Genomic DNA, 21,649 nt, shown 5'->3' with positions numbered 1-21,649 from the left:
CGTCACTCCGTAACCTCCAAGCTGAGCAGATCTTCCACGGTTTCCCGACGCAGGACGACGCGAGCGGCGCCGTCCTTGACCGCCACGACGGCGGGACGGGGCAGCAGGTTGTACCTGCTGGACATCGAGTAGCAGTATGCACCGGTCGCGGCGACGGCCAACAGGTCGCCGGCTTCGAGGTCGGCGGGCATCCAGGCATCGCGGATGACGATGTCGCCGCTCTCACAGTGCTTGCCGACGACGCGGGACACGACCGGCTCCCCGTCGCCGGCCCGCGACACCAGGCGGGCCTCGTACTCGGCCTGGTACAGCGAGGTGCGGATGTTGTCGCTCATGCCGCCGTCGACGCTGATGTAGCGGCGCACCTGGTGCGCGCCCACCGCGACGTCCTTGATGGTGCCCACCTCGTAGAGGGTCACGGTGCCGGGGCCGGCGATGGCGCGTCCGGGCTCGACGGCGAGGGTCGGCTCGGGCAGGCCGGCGAGGGTGGACTCGGTCTGCACGATGTGCCGCAGCTTGGCGGCGAGTTCCTCCACGGGCGGCGGGTCGTCGCTGGGCACGTAGGAGATGCCGAGGCCGCCGCCGAGGTCCACGATGTTCATCTGCGCGGTCTTGTCGACGCCGAATTCGTCGACGACGTCGCGCAGCAGGCCGATGACCCGGTGCGCCGCGAGTTCGAATCCGTCGACGTCGAAGATCTGCGAGCCGATGTGGCTGTGCAGGCCGACCAGGCGCAGGTGATCGCTCGCGAACACCTTGCGGACGGCGGCCATGGCCACTCCGCCGGCCAGGGACAGGCCGAACTTCTGGTCCTCGTGCGCGGTGGAGATGAACTCGTGGGTGTGCGCCTCGACGCCGACGGTGACGCGGATCAGCACGTCCTGCACCACGTCGAGTTCGCCGGCGAACGCGTCGAGCAGGTCGATCTCCGACATGGAGTCCAGCACGATGTGCCCGACGCCCGCGGCGACCGCGGTCCGCAGCTCGGCCACGGACTTGTTGTTGCCGTGCATGGCGATCTTTCCGGCCGGGAAGCCGGAGCGCAGCGCGACGGCGAGCTCACCGCCGGTCGAGACGTCGAGCGACAGGCCCTCCTGGTCGACCCAGCGCGCGATCTCGGTGCACAGGAACGCCTTCGACGCGTAGTGGACCTTCGCGCCCGGCCCGAACGCGGCCGCGATCTCCCGGCACCGGGAGCGGAAGTCGTCCTCGTCGACGACGAAGAGCGGGGTGCCGTACCGCTCGGCGAGCTCGGTCACGGGCACACCGGCGATCGTCATGACACCGTCGTCGCCGCGCCGGGCGTTGCGGGGCCACACGTTCGGGTGCAGCAGGTTCAGTTCGGCGGCGTTCGCAGGCCGCTCGGTCAGGCCCGGTGCGTGCGGGATCTCGGCGTGCCGGGGACCGGCGGGGTGCGCGTTCACATCCGCTCCGGGGCGCTGACGCCGAGCAGTCCGAGTCCGTTGGCGAGCACCTGGCGGGTCGCCGCGCACAGCGCGAGCCGCGCCGTGTGCAGCGGTCCCGGCTCCTCGTCGCCCTGCGGCAGGATGCGGCACGAGTCGTAGAAGCGGTGGTAGGCGCCGGCGAGTTCTTCGAGGTACCGCGCGACGCGGTGCGGTTCCCGCAGTTCGGCGGCCTTGGCGAGGATGCGCGGGTACTCGCCGATCGTGCGGATCAGCTCACCCTCGCGCTCGTGGTCGAGCAGCGACAGGTCGGCGCCCTCGGCGCCGAGACCGAGCTCCGCGGCGCCGCGCCCGATGGACGAGAGCCGGGCGTGCGCGTATTGGACGTAGTAGACCGGGTTCTCGTTGGTGGTGCTGGCCCACAGCTCGAGGTCGATGTCGATGCTCTGATCCACCGACGAGCGCACCAGCGCGTAGCGGGCCGCGTCGACGCCGATCGCCTCGACCAGGTCGTCGAGGGTGATGACCGTGCCGGCGCGTTTGCTCATCTTCACGGCGACGCCGCCGCGCACGAGGTTGACCATCTGCCCGATCATCACCTCGACGGTGTCCGGGTCGTCGCCGAATGCGGCGGCGGCGGCCTTGAGGCGGCCGATGTAGCCGTGGTGGTCCGCGCCGAGCATGTAGATGCACAGGTCGAAGCCGCGCGCCCGCTTGTCCTGGAAGTAGGCGATGTCCCCGGCGATGTAGGCGGCGTTGCCGTCGCTCTTGATGACGACGCGGTCCTTGTCGTCGCCGAAGTCGGTGCTCTTGAGCCACCAGGCGCCGTCCTGGTGGTAGAGGCTCCCGGAGGTCTTGAGCGTCTCGACGGCCTTCTCCACGGCACCCGACTCGAACAGGGAGTTCTCGTGGAAGTACACGTCGAAGTCGACACCGAACTCGTGCAGGGTGCGCTTGATGTGGGCGAACATCAGGTCCACGCCGATCGAGCGGAACACCTCGTGCCGTTCGGTCTCGGGCAGCGCGAGCGCGTCCGGGCGCTGCTGCAGCACGGCCTGCGCGATGTCGACGATGTACGCACCGGCGTACCCGTCCTCCGGCGCGGGCTGCCCCTGCGCCGCGGCGATGAGCGAGCGGGTGAACCGGTCGATCTGGGCGCCGTGGTCGTTGAAGTAGTACTCGCGGGTGACGTCGCCGCCCTGGGTGGTGAGGATCCGGCCGAGCGCGTCCCCGACCGCGGCCCAGCGGGTGCCGCCGAGGTGGATCGGGCCCGTCGGGTTCGCGGAGACGAACTCGAGGTTGATGCGGGTTCCGGCCAGCGTGTCCGCGTTGCCGTACGCGGCCGCGTGGGTGAGCACCTGGGCGACGATCGCGCCCTGGGCGTCGGCGGCGAGACGGATGTTCAGGAAGCCCGGTCCGGCCACCTCGGCCGACTCGATGCCGTCGGCGGCGGTGAGGGCCTCGGCCAGCCAGCCCGCGAGTTCCCGCGGATTCACGCCGGCCTTCTTCGCGACCTGCATCGCGACGTTGGTCGCGTAGTCGCCGTGCTCCGGGTTGCGGGGCCGCTCGACCGTCAGGGTCGCGGGCAGGACGGACACGTCGAGGTCACGCTCGGCGAGCACCCTCGCAGCGGTTCCGTGGAGCAGTTCGGCAAGGTCGGCAGGAGTCACGGGTCTCTATCCTATTGGCTCCGCCTCCCCCGCCGTGACGCCGGTCCGGCCTGTTGTCGCGGTCACCGCCCGGCCGCCGCGGGGACGTCCGCCCACCGTCCGCCCGTAGAGTTGACAGAGCACGCGCGGACCGAGCGTCGTGCGCCCCTCGTTGTCCATCCGTCGAAAGAGCACCCAACGATGCCCAGCGGTTCGGTAAGTGGCGGTCCCGGCAAGAAGTCCGGTGCCAAGTCTGCGAAGGCGATCAAGGCCGCCCAGAAGAAGAGCGGCGGTCGCGGCCTGCCCAAGCAGCGGCAGATCCCGTGGCTGCTGATCGGTGGGGTGGTCGCGGTGATCGCGCTGGTCGCGGTGATCGCCGCCAGCATCATCCCGAAGTACCAGGACTCCCAGGCGCTGGCGGCGTGGACGCCGTCCGAGTCGAATCAGGATCCGTCGACCGCGATCGAGGGGGTCGTGACGGTCGACTACCCCGCGGGCCAGCACATCGGGTCCACGCAGCGCGTGGCGTACGACCAGACCCCGCCGTTCGGTGGGCCGCACGACGCGATCTGGGCCACGTGCACCGGCACCGTGTACCCGGAGGCGATCCGCACCGAGAACGCCGTGCACTCCCTCGAGCACGGCGCGGTGTGGATCACCTACAACCCCGACCTGGTCGATCAGGCCGGCGTCGATGCGCTCGCGGCGAAGGTGAACGGCAAGTCCTACCTGATGATGTCGCCGTACCCTGGGCTCGACTCCCCCATCGCCCTGCAGTCGTGGGGGCATCAGCTGAAGGTGGACGCCGCCGACGACGAGCGGATCGATCACTTCATCGCGTCGCTGCGGCTCAACCGCTACACCTACCCGGAGGTCGGCGCGAGCTGCTCCACCCTGCCCGGCTCGTTCGACCCGAGCAGCCCCCCGCCGTTCGATCCTTCGACGCCGGGCCCGGACGCGGTGCCGATGGACGGCGGCACGGTGGACGGCACCGAGCAGCTGCCCGCCGACATGCAGGCCCCGGCGGGGAGCTGACGTGACGAGCGACACCGCCACCGCCGGCACGGGCCGGCGCACGACCGGCTTGATCCTGGGCCTGGTCGCCGCCGTCGCGATCGGGTTCCTGCTCGGATTCCTGGCCCGCATCCCGCTCGAGGACTCGCAGCCGGCGACGCCGGGCGCCGGCTCCGTCGACGTCGGGTTCGCACAGGACATGACCGTCCACCACAACCAGGCCGTCGAGATGTCCGCCGTGGCGCTGACGACGTCGGACGACCAGCGGGTCCGCAACCTGGCGTACGACATTCTCACCACCCAGCAGAACCAGGTCGGCCAGATGCAGGGCTGGCTGTCGCTGTGGGGGCAGCCGCTGCTGCCGGCCGGGGACTACATGACGTGGATGACCGAGGACTCCGGCCACAGCCACGGCGACGTGGGCCACGCGGACGGCGCCGCGCACACGGACGGGGCGGGGACCGCCCGGATGCCCGGTATGGCGACGTCCGAGGACCTGGCGAGCCTGCGTGGCGCCACGGGTCCGGAACTCGACGTGCTTTTCCTGCAGTTGATGCTGCGCCACCACGAGGGCGGGCTGCCGATGATGGAGTACGGCGCGCAGTACGCGGGCCAGCCGGCGGTGCGCACCCTGGCGCAGACGATGGTCGACACCCAGACCAGCGAGTCGGAGCTCATGACGGCGATGCTCGCGGAGCGCGGTGCGCAGCCGCTGCCCGTGAACTGACCGATCGGACCCGCACGAGGGGGACGGCCCGTCCGGGCCGTCCCCCTCCGCGTCTACCGGCCGGACCGGCCCCACTCCCAGTCGCGGATGTCGGGCATGTCCTCCCCGTGCGTGCGGATGAACTGGTGGTGCTCGACGAGCCGGTTCTTCAGGTACTCGCGCGCGTACGCGGAGATCGGATGCAGACGGGGCACCCGGTCGACGACGTCCATGGCGAGGTCGAACCGGTCGATCTGGTTGAGCACGCACATGTCGAACGGCGTGGTGGTGGTGCCCTCCTCCTTGTACCCGCGCACATGGATGTTGTCGTGGTTGGTACGCCGGTACGTCAGGCGGTGGATCAGCCACGGGTAGCCGTGGTAGGCGAAGATCACCGGCTTGTCCGTGGTGAACAGCGAGTCGAATTCGCGGTCCGACAGTCCGTGCGGATGCTCCGTGTGGTCCTGCAGCCGCATCAGATCCACGACGTTCACGACGCGGATCTTCAGGTCGGGGAACCATTCGAGCAGGATCTCCACGGCGGCGAGGGTTTCCATGGTGGGCACGTCGCCGGCGCAGCCGAGCACCACGTCGGGTTCGACCCCCTGGTCGGTGCCGGCCCAGTCCCAGATCCCGATTCCCTTGGTGCAGTGCACGATTGCCGCATCCATGTCGAGGTACTGCAGTTGCGGTTGCTTGCCGGCGACGATCACGTTGACGTACTGCCGGGTGCGCAGGCAGTGGTCGGCCACCGACAGCAGGGTGTTCGCGTCCGGCGGCAGGTACACGCGGATGACGTCGGCCTTCTTGTTGACGACGTGGTCGATGAAGCCCGGGTCCTGGTGCGAGAAGCCGTTGTGGTCCTGCCGCCACACGTGCGAGGTGAGCAGGTAGTTCAGCGACGGTATCGGCCGGCGCCAGTCGATGCCGTTGGTGGTGCGCAGCCACTTGGCGTGCTGGTTGAACATCGAGTCGACGATGTGGACGAAGGCCTCGTAGCAGGAGAAGAAGCCGTGCCGGCCGGTGAGCAGATAGCCCTCGAGCCAGCCCTGGCAGGTGTGCTCGGACAGGATCTCCATGACCCGCCCGTCGGGGGCGAGACGGTCGTCGTCGGGCAGGATGCGGGCGTTCCAGGTGCGTGCGGTGGCCTCGAGGACCGGACCGAGCCGGTTGGAGTTGTTCTCGTCCGGTGAGAACACGCGGAAGGTGCTCGTGTTCTCGCGCATGACGTCGCGCAGGAAGGTACCGAGCACGCGGGTCGATTCGACGCTGCCGGTACCGGGCGCCTCGACCGGCACGGCGTAGTCGCGGAAGTCCGGCAACGCCAGGTCTCGTACGAGCGGCCCGCCGTTGGCATGGGGGTTGGCGCTCATCCGCCGCTCCCCCGCCGGGTGCAGGTCGCGGATCGCGGGCACGGGGGCACCGTGGTCGTCGAACAGTTCCTCGGGCCGGTAACTGCGCAGCCACTCCTCGAGAATCTTGCGGTGGCTTTCGTCGTCGCGGGCATTGGCGAAGGGCACCTGGTGCGAGCGCCAGTACCCTTCGACCGGGAGACCGTCGACCTCCTTCGGTCCGGTCCAGCCCTTCGGGGAACGCAGCACGATCATCGGCCAGCGCGGTCGCTCGGTGACCCCGTCGCGGCGGGCGCGGCGCCGGATCTCGAGGATCGCATCGACGCAGTGGTCCAGGGCCGCCGCGAACGCCTGGTGCATGCGCTCGGGATCGGAGCCCTCGACGAATACCGGATCGTGGCCGTAGCCGCGGAGCAGGTGCTCGAGCTCGTCGTGGTCGATGCGGGCGAGGACGGTCGGGTTGGCGATCTTGTACCCGTTCAGGTGCAGGATCGGCAGCACGGCGCCGTCCCGGCGCGGGTCGACGAACTTGGTGGAGTGCCAGCTGGTGGCGAGGGGCCCGGTCTCGGCCTCGCCGTCGCCCACCACGGCAGCGACGATGAGGTCCGGGTTGTCGAAGGCGGCGCCGTAGGCGTGCGACAGGGCGTACCCGAGCTCGCCGCCCTCGTGGATGGACCCGGGTGTCTCGGGGGCGACGTGGCTAGGGATGCCGCCGGGGAACGAGAACTGGGTGAACAGCCGGGCCATGCCGTCCGCATCCTGGGACACGTCGGGGTAGATCTCGCTGTAGGTGCCCTCGAGCCAGGCCGCGGCGACGGGCCCGGGACCGCCGTGCCCGGGACCCATCACGTACATCACGTCCAGCTCGCGGGCGGCGATCGCGCGGTTGAGGTGGGCGTAGACGAAGTTCAGCCCCGGGGTGGTGCCCCAGTGTCCGAGCAGCCGGGGCTTGATGTGCTCGGGACGCAACGGCTCGCGCAGCAGCGGGTTGCCCATGAGGTAGATCTGCCCCACCGACAGGTAGTTCGCGGCTCGCCACCAGGTGTCGAGCGCGGCGAGCTCCTCGCGGCTCAGCGGTCCGGTGCGGGTTGCCGTGTCGGGTCCTGCGTCCACGTACGGTCCTCTCCTGCAGGTGTGTGTCCGGTCTCGTGTCGAGCCTGCCCCGCGCGGATGGCCCGCGCCGGCCGTTCCGGGAAACACTCGCCGAAGAGTTCGTCTCCGGACGGCGCATCCGCGCCTGCCGGATGCCCGGCGAGGCCCCGGAGAAACCCGCTCCGACCAGGCGATGTGGCGTATCGCCGACAATGCGCTACGCTAACTCCCGCCCCACCGCGCAACCGGTGGAGTCCGGAACGCCCTCGTAGCTCAGGGGATAGAGCGCTTGCCTCCGGAGCAAGAAGTCGCAGGTTCGAATCCTGCCGAGGGCACCACGGAACGGCCCCGCGTCGCAGTGCGACGCGGGGCCGTTCCGTTTCCTGCGGTCCGGACTGCCGCAGAGCGGCGTGAGACCATGCGTCACGAAACACAGGCTCCTCACAACGCAGGGTGTGCGCGCCGGCCACGAGCGGAGCTCTCGTGTTCACGGTCCGGTGTCACCGACGGCTGCCCCTCGCGAGGACCCGCACAGCACCAGCGCCGCCGCGCTGAACAGTGACACCGCGGCGGTGACCACGAGCACCGGCCCCAGCCCCAGGGCGGGTATCACGGCACCGGCGAGGGCCGGTGCTGCGACCGAGCTGAGCGCTCCCACGACGAGGCAGGCCGTGAACGCCGCGCCCGCGCGCTCGGGTACCAACTCGGCGGTCCAGACCGCGAGCACCGCGGATCCCGTCATGTACCCCATGCCGAAGATGCACGCCGAGGCCGCGGTCGCGGCCACGGAGCCGTCGGCCAGCCCGAGCAGCGCCAGCGCCGCACCGACCGTCGCGAGGCACAGCGCGGCGACCCGGACGCTGCCCACTCGCTGCGCGAGGGCCCCGGTCGCCACCCCCACCATGCCGGTGAGGCCGACGGCCGCGTAGAGAGCCGGGACGGCGGCCGCCGGGAGGGTGCCGCGGTCCAGGACGTCGGCGGCATAGGTGAAGTAGACGACCACGACCGCGAAGTAGACCACGGAGTAGGCTGCCGGGACCCGCAGCGCTGCCACCAGCGAGGAGGCACCGGGTCGTGCCTCCGGGCGCGGGGCCGGCCCGGTCCGCGGCACCAGGCGCAGGTTCGCCAGGGCCGCGGCCACGGCGGCGAGGGCGATGCCGGCCCACACCAGGCGCCACGAGCCCACCGCGGCCAGGACGGCCAGCCCACCGAGCAGTACCAGTCCGCCGCTGGTGCCGGTGGTGATGATCGCCAACGCTCGGGGTTGCTGCCGCGCGGGCACCGATCGGGTCACGATGTCGGAGTAGGGCGCCCAGACCCAGCCGCCGGCGCTGCCGGCCAGGACGACACCGGCGGCGAGCAGCCCCGGGGACTGCGCGAGGGTCACGATCACCGCCCCCGCGGCGCCGCACACCCCGCCCACGGTCGTCGGAGCGCGCGATCCGTGACGGGCCGCGAGCCGTCCGGCGAGCACCAGGCCGGCCAGGTAGCCCGCGAACGTTGCGCTGGCGATGAGGCCGAGGGCCAGCTCGGAGAGCCGCAGGTCTTCCCGGATGTCGGGCAGCGTCAGGCCGTAGGCGTAGCGGGCCATGCCGAAGGCGACCCCGACCACCGCCGCTCCGGCCAGGCCGATCCGCCCGCCTGGGGAGAGCGTCATGAATTCCCCCGCATGCCGTGGGCCCGGGCTACGTCACGGACCTTCGGCTGACTCCCGGGAGCGTCGACGATCACTGCGTGCATGCACCGACTCTCCCACGGCCGGGTCAACCTCAGTCACCTGCGGCCGACGACCGCGAGACCGGGTATCAGCCCGCCGGATCCTGCTGCGCCGCCGCGGTGATCGGCGCCAGGTCGAAGTAGTCGCGCCAGCCGGCGATCTTGCCGTCGACGACCTCGAAGGCCCCCATCACCGGCAGTTCCACGGTCCGCCCCCCGAGCGTGAACACGTCGACCCGCTCGTTGAGCACCACACCGCCGTGGACGGCCTGGTGCCGGATGCGGAAATCGATGCCGCCGAACGAGGCGACGAACCCGGCGATGAACTCCTCGATCGCCGCGCGCCCACGCACCGGTTCCATCGGAATGTTGTGGTACACGGCGTCGTCGGTGAAGTAGGACGCGAGCACGGCCGGGTCGGGATCGGCCCAGCGGCGGCAGAATTCGGTGACGAGCTCGTCGGGGGTCATACGGTTCCTTCCGTCAGGCCCGGGCGAAACGCGCCGGGTCGGTGCCCGGGACCCGGCGCGCGCGGCCTCGCTCGATGAGGTGCCGCACGTGCGCCGACGCCTCGGACAGCGCCATCTGCTTGCCCGTGGGCGGAGTCTGGTCCCAGGGGCGGTACCACGTCATCCGCTCGGCAGCCTGCCACAGCGTCAGCTCCTCGTCGCCGAAGGCGGCGTACAGGTCGTCGAGGCGTCGTTCGTGGTGCTCGACAAGAGCGCCGGTGCGGGCCGCGAGGTCGTCGATCGGTTGCCGGTGCGCGGGCAGGGTGCGCCGCGCCGGGAGCGTGCCGACGGCGCGCAGCGAGTCGATGAACTCGCCGAGGGCGTCGCGTTCGGCGAGCGGGAAGTCGAAGTCGCCCACGTGCGGGGTCGTGGTGGCGAGGACGTGGTCGCCGCTGAAGAGGATGTCGTGCTCCTCGAGGTAGAAGCAGGCGTGGCCGGGCGTGTGCCCGGGGGTGAACACCGTGCGCAGGGTGCGGCCGGCGAGCGCGATCCGCTCGTCGGTGGCGAGCTTGCGGTCGGGGTGGACGTCGGGCTTGCCGGTCGCGCGTTCCCCGCTCGCCCGCTCGAGATAGGTGACGATCTGCTCGTCCGGGGCGCCGGCGCGGCGCCACTGCTCGGCCTCCCACTCGGCGTTGCCGTCGTCGGAGGTCATGAGGGCGAGCTGGCCGAAGTCGTCCTCGTGCATGCCGACCCAGCAGCCCGACGCCTCCCGGATCCGGCCGGTCAGGCCGACGTGGTCGGGGTGGAAGTGCGTGACGACCACTCCCTCGACGTCCGCGACGGAGGCACCGACGGAAGCGAGACCGTCCTGCAGCGCGGTCCAGGATGTGTCGTCGTTCCAGCCGACGTCGACGAGGACCAGTCCGCGCGGCGACTCCATCGCGTACACCTGGGTGTCGCCGACCGGCAGGTCGCCGACCGGCACGGGGATGCGGAAGATGCCGTCGCCGATGTCGCGGGCGTGGTCCATGGGTCCTCCAGGCACTAGATCGTTAGCTCGTCTATGAACACAAACAGTAAACTATTTGTGTTCGTGCGGCTCGATGATCGCCACGATCGAGCGGATCTCCCCCGCGGGGATGGCGAAGTGCTCGGTGACCGCCACCGTGAGGGCGGTGTCCCCGGCGTCGAGGTCGAGCAGGAACCGCGCGACGACGTTGTCGTCCCATTCGCGGAACGTCAGCTCCCGCACCCGCCGGATCGGGCGGTACTCGGGGCCGTGCTCGAGACGGTCCCGGATCTCGACGCCGGTGTCGCCGGTGCGCACGCCGTTCTCGACCCGCCACGCGTCGGCCGCAAGCCGGACATGCGACGCGTCGTGACTGACGAGGGAACGGATGTAGGAGCGGGCCATCGCGACCCGGGCACTGTCGGTGGGGGCGCCGGCATGCTCGGCGATCGCCGCCATCAGGGCCGGCGCCCAGTCCGGTCGGCAGATCACCAGATCCGGCATGTAGGGGTGGGGGCGGTTGTACTCGAGTTCGCTGCCGTCGATGCGGGCGCAGTACAGCCCCGCCGCCTGCGCGACCCCCACCGGCGCCGCGGAGTCCCACTCCCACTGCCCGCCGGCGTGCACGTACGCGTCGACGTCGCCGCGCACCACGGCCATGGCCTTGGCCCCGGCGGAACCCATCCGCACCACGTCGGCGCCGAGGGCGCGGGCGACGTCCGCGACGAACACCGGCGGCCGGCTCCCGCTGACGACGATGCGGGGCCGTCGGCCGCCCAGCGGCCGCAGTTCGGCACGCCCGACGTCCGCGGTGCCGTAGACGGCGCCCACCGCCGGCTGCGCGACCGCGGCGGCGGTGATGCCGCGGCCGGCCTCCCACAGGGCGATGTGCACGGCCCAGTCCTCGTGGTCCGGCATGCCGTACTCCTTGGATCCGTCGAGGGGGTCGACGATCCACACCCGCTTCGCATGCACCCGAGCCGGGTCGTCGGCGGATTCCTCCGACAGCACCGCGTCGGCGGGGCGTTCGGCGGCGAGCCGGCCGAGGATGAAGGCGTCGGCGGCGCGGTCGCCGTGGCGGCCGAGTTCGCGACCGGTGAGCGCGTCGGCCTCGGCCGCGCGGACGGTCAGCAACAGTTCTCCTGCAGCGGTGGCGATCTCGGTGGCGAGGACGGCGTCATCGGTCATGGGGCCAACAATTCCATGATCAGTCCGGCCTGCGCGACCGGATCGCCGTCCTGGGGCCGCAGCACCAGCTCGGGACCGGTGGGCGGCTCGTAGGGGTCGTCGACGCCGGTGAATCCGGTGATCTCCCCGGCCCGGGCCCGCGCGTACATGCCCTTCGGGTCCCGGGCTTCGCAGTCGGCGAGGGGGGTGTCGACGAACACCTCGAGGAACGGCAGCCCGGCCTGCCGGTGCTGCTCGCGGATCCGGTCGCGGTCGGACCGGTACGGGCTGATGAGCGCGCAGATCGTCACCAGCCCCGCGTCGGCCATCAGCTGTGCCACCGCACCCACCCGACGGACGTTCTCCGCGCGGTCCTGCGGACCGAAACCCAGATCGGAGTTGAGGCCGTGCCGCAGGTTGTCCCCGTCGAGCCGGTAGGCCGGCACTCCGGCCGCGAGCAGACGCCGCTCGAGCGCCGCGGCGACGCTGGACTTGCCCGACGCCGACAGGCCGGTCAGCCACACCGTCGCCCCCCGCGAGAGACGTTCGGCGCGGGTCGCCTCCGCCGCGTGCCACACGACGGGGGCCGCGGCGAGGGTGGGGCCGGTGATCATCCCGGCCGCGACGGTGCTGCCGGTCGCGTCGTCGACGAGCACGAAGCTTCCGGTGGTCCGGTTGCGCCGGTAGGGGTCGAACAGGACGGGGCGGCGAGTCCGCAACTGGACCCGTCCGATCTCGTTGAGCGTCAACGACCGTGCCGTCCCGTCGCGGTGCAGGGTGGTCACGTCGAGCCGGTAGTCGAGCCGGACCACCTGCGCGGCGGTGGCGTTGGTGGTGTGCAGCAGGGTGTAGGTGGCGTCGGGCACGAGGCCGGGGCCCTCGGCGAGCCAGCACACCATCGCGTCGAGCTCGTGCCCGACGAGCGGCCGGTTCCCGGGGCGGCACAGCATGTCGCCGCGTCCCACGTCGAGGTCGTCCTCGAGCTCGAGGCACACGGCGCTGCCCGCGAAGGCGCTCGGCACCGGGTCGCCGCCCGGGCCGTGGACGGCGCGCACCCGCGTGCCGTAGCCCGAGGGCAGCACCAGCACCTCGTCGCCGGGGGCGAAGACCCCGCTCGCGACGGTGCCCGCGTAACCACGGAAGTCGCGGTGCTCGCCGTGACCGGGACGGATCACGTACTGGACGGGGAAGCGCGCGTCGATGAGGTTGCGATCGGAGTCGACGTGCACCTGCTCGAGACGGTGCAGCAGCGAGGCGCCCTCGTACCAGGTCATGACGGTGGTGCGGTGGACGACGTTGTCGCCGAGCAGCGCCGAGACCGGCACGAAGGTCAGGTCGTGGATGTCGAGTTTGGCTGCGAACGTGGAGAATTCGGCACAGATCTCGTCGAAGCGCTGTTGCGACCAGTCGACCAGGTCCATCTTGTTGACGCACAGCACCAGATGGGGGACGCCGAGCAGGCTGGCGAGGAAGGCGTGCCTGCGGGTCTGCTCGACGACCCCCTTGCGGGCGTCGACGAGGATGAGGGCGAGGTCGGCGGTCGAGGCGCCGGTGACCATGTTCCGGGTGTACTGCTCGTGGCCGGGAGTGTCGGCGACGACGAAGGCGCGGTGCGGGGTGCAGAAGTAGCGGTGGGCGACGTCGATGGTGATGCCCTGTTCCCGCTCCGCCCGCAGCCCGTCGGTGAGCAGCGCCAGGTCGGGGGTGTCCATGCCGCGCTCGCGGCTGGTGCGGGCGACGGCGTCGAGCTGATCCTCGGGCACGGCCTTGCAGTCGTGGAGCAGCCGGCCGATCAGCGTGGACTTGCCGTCGTCGACGCTGCCGGCGGTGGCGATGCGCAGCAACCGGGTCATCAGAAGTAGCCCTCCTTCTTGCGGTCTTCCATCCCGGCCTCGGAGATGCGGTCGTCGGCGCGGGTGGCGCCGCGCTCGGTGACGCGGCTGACCGCGACCTCGGCGACGACCTCGTCGGGGGTGGCGGCGGTGGATTCGACGCAGCCCGTGCAGGTGGCGTCGCCGACCGTGCGGAACCGCACCAGCGCCTCACGCGGCTCGTCGCCCGACAGGAGGGTGAGGAACTCGTTGAGCGCCAGCAGCATTCCGTCGCGCTCGACGACGGGTCGCCGATGGGCGTAGTAGAGCGGCGGCAGCTCGACGCGTTCGTCGCGGATGTAGTTCCAGACATCGAGCTCGGTCCAGTTGGACAGCGGGAACACGCGGATGTGCTCGCCGCGACGGTGCCGGCCGTTGTACAGCTGCCACAGCTCGGGGCGCTGCGCCTTCGGGTCCCACTGCCCGAACTCGTCGCGGAAGGAGAACACGCGCTCCTTGGCGCGGGCCTTCTCCTCGTCGCGGCGGGCGCCGCCGAACACCGCGTCGAATCCGCCTTCGCGGAGGGCACGCAGCAACGTCCGGGTCTGCAGCCGGTTACGGCTCGCATGCGGACCGACGTCCTCGACGACCCGGCCGGCGTCGATGTCGTCCTGCACCGACGCGACCAGCAGCCGCACCCGGCGCCGGGCCGCCTCGGCGTCGCGGTAGGCGAGGACCTCGGGGAAGTTGTGGCCGGTGTCGATGTGCAGCACGGGGAACGGGATCGGCGCCGGCCAGAACGCCTTGGCCGCCACGTGCAGCATCACCGCCGAGTCCTTGCCGCCGGAGAAGAGCACCACGGGACGCTCGAAGGTGGCCGCGACCTCCCGGAAGATGTGCACGGACTCGGCCTCGAGGGCGCGCAGCAGGGGCAGTTCGTACGACGGCGTGAGGGTCATCGGGGCTCCAGCTCACGAGCGCCGGTCCAAATATGTACCGGCTCGGTCGAAAGGTTCGCCCCGAACGATAGAACGAGTTTCAGTTCCGGGTCAACGCCCCCGCTGGGCGGCTGCGCCGCCGGTGTGTCGTTTGGGCGGCGGGGACAGCCCAAAGGACGCACCGGCGGCGGCCTCGGCCGTCATCGGGGCGGGCGACGCCCGCCGAGTTCGCGCGTGACGGCTTCGGCGGTGGCCACGAGCGCCACCCCGCGCCGGGCGATCTCCCGATTGGTCAGCGTCGCACCCACGTGGAGGGTGAGCACCACCGACTGCCGCCCGTCCGCGTCGTGGACGGGGGCGGCGAGCAGGTTCACCGGGTGCTCGGCATCGTCCGGTTCCGCCCCGGCCAGCAGCACGCGCTCCCCCAGGCTGGACACCATCTCCCCCAGCAGTTCGCGCAGCTCCGCCGGCAGGTCGTGCGCCGCCACCCCCGCCATCAGCGCATGCAACCGCCGGCCACCGGCCGTGAGCGACTCGACCAGGTACCCGGCGGCGCGGCACTCGTCGACCACGTCACGCAGGCGGTCCCGGTCCAGCCGCACCGGAAGCGTCGGTTCCCGTGCGAGCCACTGCTCGAGCCGCTCGTCGGAGTCCCACAGCACGTACATCAACCCGACCGGCGGCGCGAACGGATACACCTCCCCCACCCTCGCCCCGGCGCCGGCCGGATCGGGCCCGGCGACGTCGAGGACGGCGATGCGGTCGCCCACGACGGCCGACGCGGCGCAGGTGGCGCCGAACTCGGCGCCGAGCGCGGCCAGGTGCCGGTGGGTGACGGGACCGACGGCGAAGCCGCGCTGCGCAGCCCGGCCCGCGACGATCAGCGCGGGACCGAGCCCGTACGACCGGTCTGCGGGATGACGCATCAGGTAGCCGGCGTCCGTCAGGGCGGTCAGGATGCCCAGGCACGTCGGCTTGCTCATCCCCAGCCGGCGCGCCAGCTCGGAGAGCCCGAACCGGGCCTCCGGATGCGCCACCAGGTGGTCCAGGACCTGCACGACCCGCTCGGTCGGTGGCGAACGCCGCGCGGTCGACGGCGCGGGGGCCTCGGTCATTGACGCCTCCTTGGAACACGTTCTATCGTCGCTGCACCAGGAGCCTACCGCACCGGTACATATTTGAACCGCAAGGAGATCGTGTGCTCACCGATCCGCTCACGTCCGCCATCACCGAGGCCGAAAAGCTCGTCGCGACGGCGCCGCACATCCGCACCGAGCAGGACCTGATCGAGGGGTACCGCTACCTCGCCGGCGGGATCGCCGCATGCGTGCACTCGGCGTGGGCCGTCGAGGCGTCCCATCCCACGTTCGTCACCGGCACGGGCCCCTACACGAAGATGGGGCTCGACAACCCCGACACCCTCTACTGGGGTGCGCGCATCCGCGACGACGCCGAGTACGTCGTCACCGGCCGTCGCGGCACGACCTGCGACCTGAGCTTCCAGGTGCTCGCCGGCAACTACACCGACGCCCAGGTGCCCGGCAACGTCACCGCATTCGACGACCGCGAACTGCACGTCGCCGACGACGGCACCTTCGAGGCGCGGTTCGGCCCCGGGCCCGCCGACCCCGCGAACAACTACTTCACCCTCACCCCCGGTTCGTCGCAGCTCGTCGTGCGAGAGGTCTACAGCGACTGGTCCCAGCGGCGCGGCACCCTGCGCATCGACCGGGTCGATGCGCTCGGCACCCCGCCGCCCGAACCGACGCACGACGATGCCGCCGCCCGCTACCGGCGCGCCGGGAAAGCGCTGGTGTCGCGGGTGCAGACGTGGCTGCAGTTCCCGCAGTGGTTCTACCTCGACCTGCCGGTCAACACGGTCACCGCTCCGCGGCCGACGCCTGGTGGCCTGGCCACGCAGTACTCGTCCGTCGGGCACTTCGATCTGGGCGACGACGAGGCGATGATCCTCACCGTCCCCGCCTCCGACGCGCCCTACCAGGGCTTCCAGCTGGGCAGCCTCTGGTACATCTCCCTGGACTACGTCCACCACCAGACGTCGCTGAACAACGCGCAGGCCCAAGTGGATCCGGACGGGATGATCCGCATGGTCGTCTCCGCCCGCAACCCCGGCGTCGCCAACTGGGTCGAGACCCTGGGCCGCAGCCGCGGGTTCCTGCAGTTCCGCTGGCAACGGCTCGCCCGCGAACTCACGGCCGCGGACAGCCCCACCGCCGAGGTGGTCCCGTTCGACGACGTGCCGGCCGCACTGCCGTTCCTCGACCACAACCGCGTCACGCCGGAGCAGTGGTCCGGGCGGATTGCCGCCCGCCAGACCGCGATCGCCGACCGGATGCTCGGGTGAGCGCCGTGACCACCCCGAACCCCCTGCTCGCCGGACAGGTCGTCGTGGTCAGCGGTGTCGGGCCGGGACTCGGCCGCACTCTCGCGGTGCGGTGCGCCGAGCACGGGGCCGACGTCGTCCTCGCCGCCCGAACGACCGCCCGCCTCGAGGACGTCGCGGCCGAGGTCACGGCCCGGGGCCGACGGGCCCTGGCGGTCCCGACCGACATCGCCGACACCGACTCCGCGTCCCGGCTCGTCGAGACGACCCTCCGCGAGTTCGGCCGGGTGGACACGCTGGTCAACAACGCGTTCTCGGTGCCCTCGATGAAGCCGCTGGCCCGCACCGACTTCCAGCAGATCCGCGACAGCATCGAACTCACCGTCCTCGGGACGCTGCGCCTGACGCAGTTGTTCACCGAGGCCCTGGCCGGGACGAAGGGCTCGGTGGTGAACATCAATTCGATGGTGCTGCGGCATTCGCAGGAGCGCTACGGCAGTTACAAGCTCGCCAAGTCCGCCCTGCTGGCGATGTCGCAGTCCCTCGCCACCGAACTGGGCCCCCAGGGCATCCGCGTCAATTCCGTTGCCCCCGGTTATATCTGGGGTGAGACGCTGAAGGGCTACTTCGAGCACCAGGCGGACAAGTACGGCACCACCGTCGAGCAGATCTATCAGCACACCGCGGCCGGCACCGATCTCGGGCGTCTGCCCACCACCGAGGATGTGGCCGACACCGTGATCTTCCTCGCCTCCCCCCTGGCCCGGGCCGTCACCGGCCAGTGCCTGGACGTGAACTGCGGCGAATACCACCACTGAAGCCGTGCGCGGTTTCGGTAGCCACTGCTACCGAAACCGCGCACGGGGATCGGAGATCCATGACCGAGCGCACCAGCGTCGGCACCGTCGAGGACCTGCACGCCTCCGCGACCCGGCTGACCGGCCTGACCGACTTCGGCGACGACGACTACACCGACGCCCTCGGCGTCCTGCTCGACTCGTATGCGCGCGACGAGCAGCTCACCCCGCTGGGCAGCAAGATGTCGCGGGTGTTCCTGCGCGGCGCCCTCGTCGCCCGCCTGCTGAGCGAGGCGGCCTGGCGTGCCCACCCCGAACACGCCGACGTGACGATCGAGCGCCCGATCTTCGTCACCGGGCTGCCCCGCACCGGCACCACCGCCCTGCACCGCCTGCTCACCGCCGACCCCGCCCACCAGGGACTCGAGATGTGGCTGACGGAGATGCCGCAGCCCCGGCCCCCGCGCGAGACGTGGCCCCAGAACCCGGCGTTCGCCGCGCTCGAAGCGGGATTCGCGCAGCATCACGTCGAGCACCCCGAGTTCATGGGCGTGCACTACATGTCCGCGGGCGAGGTCGAGGAGTGCTGGCAGCTGCTGCGACAGTCCTTCCGGTCGGTGTCGTACGAATGCCTCGCGCATCTGCCCACCTACTCGCGGTGGCTCGCGCAGCAGGACTGGACCGGCGCGTACGCCCGGCACCGCAGGAACCTGCAGCTGATCGGGCTGCCGGACGCCGACAAGCGCTGGGTCCTGAAGAACCCGAGCCACCTGTTCGCCCTCGACGAACTGCTCACCGTCTACCCCGACGCGCTGATCGTCGTCACCCACCGCGACCCGCGCACCGTGATCCCGTCGGTGTGCAGCCTGGCCGCGCACGCCACCGACGGCTGGTCGCACACCTTCCGCGGCGAGCGCATCGGGCGCAGCCAGCTCGAGCTGTGGGCGCGCGGGTTCGACACCTTCGAGGCGGCCCGGCGCCGGCACGACCCGGACCGGTTCGTCGACGTGGACTACCGCGACTTCGTCGCCGATCCCCTCGGCACGGTGGGCGCGGTCTACGACCGGCTCGGCATCCGGCTCACCGCCGGCGCCGAGCAGGCGATGGCCGCGCTGCACGCCGAGAGCCGCAGCGGGGATCGCCGGCCGGCGCACCGCTACCGGCTCGAGGACTTCGGGTTGAGCGCGGCCGAGGTGGACGAACGATTCGGGGACTACGCCTGCCGCTGACCGACGGCGACCGCCGCGCCGGCGAGGACGTCGAGCAGCGGGAACAGCGCCGCGGCGATCAGGTCCCCGGTCTCGACGAACACCGGCGCGGACAGGCCGATCGGGTCGGGAATGTTCGGGGTCCGGGCCGCGCCGCTCGGATCCCGGCAGGCATCGAGCCGCGCGACCGTCGCCGCGCCGGTGACGGTCGCGATGCGGTGCGCCTCGGTGAGGGTGAACGACTTCGCCGCGGCGCCGGCGACCAGGCCGGACACGCGGTCGCGCTGCTCCTCGCTCATGGTCAGGACCAGGTCGGCGCCGTCGACCATCGCGGCGGTCACCCGGCGGGCGCGGAAATCGCTCGCATCCGCACCGAGTCCGGCGATGACCGCGGCCGCCCGCGGCTCGACGGGATACCCGACGAGGGCCCGGGTGCCGGCGCTCTCGGCGGTCAGGTCGGCCCACCCGGACTCGCACGCGTACGCCCGCGTCAGCCGCTCCGCGATCACGGACCGGCAGACGTTGCCGCTGCAGACGAACAGGATGTGCACGCGCGCACTCTAGCCGTCGCGAATCGAGCGGCGGGCGGCCACATTTGGATGTCCTCGCGGGTTCATGCGACGTTGTTCCGGCCGTTGCGTGTCGTTCACCCTCGGCGGCCGGCCGCGCGGGGCGCGGAAGCTGTGTCCGCGTCACCTCCACGCGGCACCACGTGGGATGATCGACGTATGCCCGCACCGCTACCGCTCGATCCGATCGCCGAGGCCCACCGCCAGTGGACGGCCCACGGCTGGGGCGAGGTCGCGGACGGCATGGCCGCGGTGACCTCGGTGATGCGCGCGCAGCAGATCATGATGGCGCGGGTCGAGGAGGTCCTCAAACCGTTCGGGCTCACCTTCGCCCGGTACGAGCTGCTGACGCTGCTGCATTTCACCCGGACCGGGGCGCTGCCGATGGCGAAGGCCAGCGCCCGCCTGCAGGTCCACCCGACCAGCGTCACGAACGCCGTCGACCGGCTCGAGACCGCCGGTCTGGTGCGCCGCACCCCGCACCCGAGCGACCGTCGCGCGACGTTGGTGGAACTGACCGACGAGGGACGCGCGCTGGCCGTCGCGACCACCGAGAAGCTCAACGCCGAGGTGTTCGCGCGCCCCGGCGTGCCCGACGATCAGCTCGAGACGCTGCTGCGCATCCTGGCGGGCCTGCGCCACGACGCCGGCGACTTCGACACCGGCGGCGAGCCCAGCCGCTGGTGAAACACACCGGGGCCGTTCCGCACGAGTGCGGAACGGCCCCGGTGTGTTTCGGACGATCAGGCGTGCTCGAACTTCGGTGCACGCTTCTCGACGAACGCGGCCATGCCTTCCTTCTGGTCGGCGGTGGCGAACGTCGAGTGGAACACCCGGCGTTCGAACTTCACGCCCTCGGCGAGGGTGGTCTCGAAGGACCGGTTCACCGCTTCCTTGGCCATCATCGCGACGGGCAGCGACATCGACGCGATCGTGGTCGCGGCCTCGAGCGCCACGTCGAACAGTTCCGCGGCCGGCACGACGCGCGAGACCAGGCCCGCCCGCTCGGCCTCCTCGGCGTCCATGTTCCGGCCGGTCAGGCACATGTCCATCGCCTTGGCCTTGCCCACGGCGCGGGTGAGCCGCTGCGAGCCGCCGATGCCGGGGATGACGCCGAGCTTGATCTCGGGCTGGCCGAACTTGGCGGTGTCCGAGGCGATGATGAAGTCGCACAGCATCGCCAGTTCGCAGCCGCCGCCGAGGGCGTACCCGGAGACGGCGGCGACGATCGGCTTCCGGATCGACGAGAGCCGATCCCACTGGGAGAACAGATCTTCCGCGTACACCTCGGAGAACGTCTTCGGCGCCATCTCCTTGATGTCCGCGCCCGCGGCGAACGCCTTCTCGGATCCGGTGAGCAGGATGGCACCGATGCCGGCGTCGGCGTCGAGTTCCTCGACGGCCGCCACCACCTCGCGCATCAGCTGGCTGTTGAGGGCGTTGAGCGCCTTGGGCCGGTTGAGCGTGATGATGCCGACGCGGTCCTTGCGGTCGAGCAGGATCGTCTCGAAGTCCGTCACTGGGTTTCCTGTTCTGTCGAGCGGTTGCGGATCTCGGTGATGATGGCCGAGAAGTCCAGCCCGCCGCCACCCGAGGTGTTGAACCGGTGGTAGATCTCCGCGGCCCGCAGACCCAACTCGGCGTCGACGTTGTTGGCGCGCAACGCATTCGCGGCCAGGCCGAGGTCCTTGTCCATGAGCGCGGCGGCGAACCCGGGCTGGTAGTCGTTGTTGGCGGGGGTGGTGGGCACCGGGCCGGGCACCGGGCAGTTGCTGGTCAGCGCCCAGCACTGGCCGGAGGCGTTGGACGCGACGTCGAAGAGGGCCTGGTTGGTCAGGCCGAGCTTCTCACCGAGGACGAAGGCCTCGCTGATCGCGATCATCGACACGCCGAGGATCATGTTGTTGCAGATCTTGGCGGCCTGGCCGACGCCGGACCCGCCGCAGTGCACGACCTTGCGGCCCATGACCTCGAGCAGCGGCTTCGCGGCCTCGAAGTCCTCCTCCGACCCGCCGACCATGAAGGCCAGGGTGCCGGCGGCGGCGCCCGCGACACCGCCGGAGACGGGCGCGTCGATCGCGCGGTGCCCGGCCTGCACCGCCTTCTCGTGGGCGGCGCGGGCGTCGGCGACGTCGATGGTGGAGCTGTCGACGAACAGGGTGTTCGGCCGAGCGGCCGACAGGACCTCGTCGTACAGCTTCAGCACGAGGGCACCGTTGGGCAGCATGGTGATCACGACGTCGGCGTCGCGGACCGCGTCGGTCGCGGACTCGACGATCGTGAGTCCGTCGGCGCGGCCCTGTTCCTGGGCGGCGGGCACCGGGTCGTAGCCGGTGACCGGGTAGCCGGCCTTGACGAGGTTCGCGGCCATCGGCCCGCCCATGTGGCCGAGACCGAGGAAGGCGACGTTCGGCAGAGTGCTCAT

19 protein-coding genes and 1 tRNA gene are annotated in these 21,649 nt (G+C 71.2%); 7 read left to right on the top strand and 13 right to left on the bottom strand.

Annotated elements, in window-relative coordinates; genetic code table 11:
• Positions 1 to 2: 2 nt before the first annotated feature.
• Together lysA and argS are read right to left on the bottom strand one after the other, a co-directional pair.
• Positions 3 to 1,424 carry a diaminopimelate decarboxylase gene (lysA, locus tag QNA09_RS07630; protein WP_308072389.1) on the bottom strand — a complete coding sequence of 474 codons (1,422 nt, stop codon included), beginning with the start codon at positions 1,422 to 1,424 and terminating at the stop codon, positions 3 to 5.
• Positions 1,421 to 3,073: an arginine--tRNA ligase gene (gene argS, locus QNA09_RS07625; RefSeq protein WP_010595869.1), complete on the bottom strand. Its 1,653-nt coding sequence runs from the start codon at positions 3,071 to 3,073 to the stop codon at positions 1,421 to 1,423. Before argS ends, lysA begins: the two co-directional genes overlap by 4 nt.
• A gap of 180 nt (positions 3,074 to 3,253) precedes the next feature.
• Here argS and QNA09_RS07620 point away from each other — a divergent pair, with 180 nt between their 5' ends.
• Together QNA09_RS07620 and QNA09_RS07615 are read left to right on the top strand one after the other, a co-directional pair.
• Entirely contained in the window at positions 3,254 to 4,087 is an 834-nt protein-coding gene (locus QNA09_RS07620) for a DUF3105 domain-containing protein (protein ID WP_308072388.1), read from the top strand.
• A 1-nt stretch (position 4,088) separates the two neighbouring features.
• Positions 4,089 to 4,793, top strand: a complete 705-nt coding sequence (locus QNA09_RS07615; RefSeq protein WP_010595867.1) for a DUF305 domain-containing protein — start codon at positions 4,089 to 4,091, stop codon at positions 4,791 to 4,793.
• Positions 4,794 to 4,846: 53 nt separating this feature from the next.
• On the opposite strand, the gene QNA09_RS07610 is transcribed toward QNA09_RS07615, so the two are convergent.
• Positions 4,847 to 7,237 carry a phosphoketolase family protein gene (locus tag QNA09_RS07610; protein ID WP_308072386.1) on the bottom strand — a complete coding sequence of 797 codons (2,391 nt, stop codon included), beginning with the start codon at positions 7,235 to 7,237 and terminating at the stop codon, positions 4,847 to 4,849.
• Between the two features lie 241 nt (positions 7,238 to 7,478).
• Here QNA09_RS07610 and QNA09_RS07605 point away from each other — a divergent pair.
• Positions 7,479 to 7,554: transfer RNA gene (locus QNA09_RS07605), tRNA-Arg, on the top strand.
• 149 nt (positions 7,555 to 7,703) lie between these two features.
• Here the strand turns inward: QNA09_RS07605 and QNA09_RS07600 are convergent.
• The 7 genes from QNA09_RS07600 to QNA09_RS07570 form a co-directional block, all read right to left on the bottom strand.
• Entirely contained in the window at positions 7,704 to 8,873 is a 1,170-nt protein-coding gene (locus tag QNA09_RS07600) for an MFS transporter (protein WP_308072385.1), read from the bottom strand.
• A 148-nt stretch (positions 8,874 to 9,021) separates the two neighbouring features.
• Positions 9,022 to 9,402 (bottom strand): limonene-1,2-epoxide hydrolase family protein, encoded by a 381-nt coding sequence (locus tag QNA09_RS07595; protein WP_010595864.1) that lies wholly within the window; start codon positions 9,400 to 9,402, stop codon positions 9,022 to 9,024.
• A 13-nt stretch (positions 9,403 to 9,415) separates the two neighbouring features.
• Positions 9,416 to 10,411 (bottom strand): MBL fold metallo-hydrolase, encoded by a 996-nt coding sequence (locus QNA09_RS07590; protein WP_010595863.1) that lies wholly within the window; start codon positions 10,409 to 10,411, stop codon positions 9,416 to 9,418.
• A gap of 51 nt (positions 10,412 to 10,462) precedes the next feature.
• On the bottom strand, positions 10,463 to 11,578 hold the full coding sequence (locus tag QNA09_RS07585) for a 3'(2'),5'-bisphosphate nucleotidase CysQ (protein ID WP_010595862.1): 1,116 nt from the start codon (positions 11,576 to 11,578) through the stop codon (positions 10,463 to 10,465).
• Positions 11,575 to 13,410 (bottom strand): adenylyl-sulfate kinase, encoded by a 1,836-nt coding sequence (gene cysC, locus QNA09_RS07580; protein WP_119699630.1) that lies wholly within the window; start codon positions 13,408 to 13,410, stop codon positions 11,575 to 11,577. The genes QNA09_RS07585 and cysC overlap by 4 nt, the downstream gene beginning before the upstream one ends.
• Entirely contained in the window at positions 13,410 to 14,327 is a 918-nt protein-coding gene (gene cysD, locus QNA09_RS07575; protein WP_064066608.1) for a sulfate adenylyltransferase subunit CysD, read from the bottom strand. Before cysD ends, cysC begins: the two co-directional genes overlap by 1 nt.
• Before the next feature lie 179 nt (positions 14,328 to 14,506).
• Positions 14,507 to 15,421: an IclR family transcriptional regulator gene (locus QNA09_RS07570; protein WP_010595859.1), complete on the bottom strand. Its 915-nt coding sequence runs from the start codon at positions 15,419 to 15,421 to the stop codon at positions 14,507 to 14,509.
• Positions 15,422 to 15,504: 83 nt separating this feature from the next.
• Here QNA09_RS07570 and QNA09_RS07565 point away from each other — a divergent pair, with 83 nt between their 5' ends.
• The 3 genes from QNA09_RS07565 to QNA09_RS07555 are packed head-to-tail and all read left to right on the top strand — an operon-like array spanning position 15,505 to position 18,676.
• A complete protein-coding gene (locus QNA09_RS07565; protein ID WP_203011616.1) occupies positions 15,505 to 16,671 on the top strand; it encodes a hypothetical protein in 1,167 nt (388 codons plus the stop codon).
• On the top strand, positions 16,668 to 17,468 hold the full coding sequence (locus QNA09_RS07560; protein WP_308072383.1) for an SDR family oxidoreductase: 801 nt from the start codon (positions 16,668 to 16,670) through the stop codon (positions 17,466 to 17,468). Before QNA09_RS07565 ends, QNA09_RS07560 begins: the two co-directional genes overlap by 4 nt.
• 59 nt (positions 17,469 to 17,527) lie before the next feature.
• Positions 17,528 to 18,676, top strand: a complete 1,149-nt coding sequence (locus tag QNA09_RS07555; RefSeq protein WP_017681719.1) for a sulfotransferase — start codon at positions 17,528 to 17,530, stop codon at positions 18,674 to 18,676.
• On the opposite strand, the gene QNA09_RS07550 is transcribed toward QNA09_RS07555, so the two are convergent.
• Positions 18,661 to 19,206, bottom strand: a complete 546-nt coding sequence (locus QNA09_RS07550; RefSeq protein ID WP_010595855.1) for a protein-tyrosine-phosphatase — start codon at positions 19,204 to 19,206, stop codon at positions 18,661 to 18,663. The genes QNA09_RS07555 and QNA09_RS07550 overlap by 16 nt on opposite strands.
• Positions 19,207 to 19,383: 177 nt before the next feature.
• Here QNA09_RS07550 and QNA09_RS07545 point away from each other — a divergent pair, with 177 nt between their 5' ends.
• The gene (locus tag QNA09_RS07545) at positions 19,384 to 19,911 is read left to right on the top strand and encodes a MarR family winged helix-turn-helix transcriptional regulator (RefSeq protein WP_010595854.1); all 528 of its coding nucleotides are present in this window, start codon (positions 19,384 to 19,386) and stop codon (positions 19,909 to 19,911) included.
• Positions 19,912 to 19,967: 56 nt separating this feature from the next.
• On the opposite strand, the gene QNA09_RS07540 is transcribed toward QNA09_RS07545, so the two are convergent.
• Together QNA09_RS07540 and mmsB are read right to left on the bottom strand one after the other, a co-directional pair.
• On the bottom strand, positions 19,968 to 20,744 hold the full coding sequence (locus QNA09_RS07540; protein WP_010595853.1) for an enoyl-CoA hydratase: 777 nt from the start codon (positions 20,742 to 20,744) through the stop codon (positions 19,968 to 19,970).
• Positions 20,741 to 21,649 (bottom strand): 3-hydroxyisobutyrate dehydrogenase, encoded by a 909-nt coding sequence (gene mmsB, locus QNA09_RS07535; protein WP_010595852.1) that lies wholly within the window; start codon positions 21,647 to 21,649, stop codon positions 20,741 to 20,743. Before mmsB ends, QNA09_RS07540 begins: the two co-directional genes overlap by 4 nt.

The organism is Rhodococcus sp. AH-ZY2 (assembly GCF_030916465.1).
Classification (GTDB): Bacteria; Actinomycetota; Actinomycetes; order Mycobacteriales; family Mycobacteriaceae; genus Rhodococcus; species Rhodococcus ruber.
This window is presented reverse-complemented; position numbering and strand designations above follow the sequence as displayed.

Bases quoted from the DNA above. Each gene is read 5' to 3' on its own strand.
- QNA09_RS07620 (WP_308072388.1), top strand. From the start codon at position 3,254: ATGCCCAGCGGTTCGGTAAGTGGCGGTCCCGGCAAGAAGTCCGGTGCC.
- QNA09_RS07600 (WP_308072385.1), bottom strand. From the start codon at position 8,873: ATGACGCTCTCCCCAGGCGGGCGGATCGGCCTGGCCGGAGCGGCGGTG.
- QNA09_RS07595 (WP_010595864.1), bottom strand. From the start codon at position 9,402: ATGACCCCCGACGAGCTCGTCACCGAATTCTGCCGCCGCTGGGCCGAT.
- QNA09_RS07590 (WP_010595863.1), bottom strand. From the start codon at position 10,411: ATGGACCACGCCCGCGACATCGGCGACGGCATCTTCCGCATCCCCGTG.
- QNA09_RS07585 (WP_010595862.1), bottom strand. From the start codon at position 11,578: ATGACCGATGACGCCGTCCTCGCCACCGAGATCGCCACCGCTGCAGGA.
- cysC (WP_119699630.1), bottom strand. From the start codon at position 13,410: ATGACCCGGTTGCTGCGCATCGCCACCGCCGGCAGCGTCGACGACGGC.
- cysD (WP_064066608.1), bottom strand. From the start codon at position 14,327: ATGACCCTCACGCCGTCGTACGAACTGCCCCTGCTGCGCGCCCTCGAG.
- QNA09_RS07570 (WP_010595859.1), bottom strand. From the start codon at position 15,421: ATGACCGAGGCCCCCGCGCCGTCGACCGCGCGGCGTTCGCCACCGACC.
- QNA09_RS07555 (WP_017681719.1), top strand. From the start codon at position 17,528: ATGACCGAGCGCACCAGCGTCGGCACCGTCGAGGACCTGCACGCCTCC.
- QNA09_RS07545 (WP_010595854.1), top strand. From the start codon at position 19,384: ATGCCCGCACCGCTACCGCTCGATCCGATCGCCGAGGCCCACCGCCAG.
- mmsB (WP_010595852.1), bottom strand. From the start codon at position 21,649: ATGAGCACTCTGCCGAACGTCGCCTTCCTCGGTCTCGGCCACATGGGC.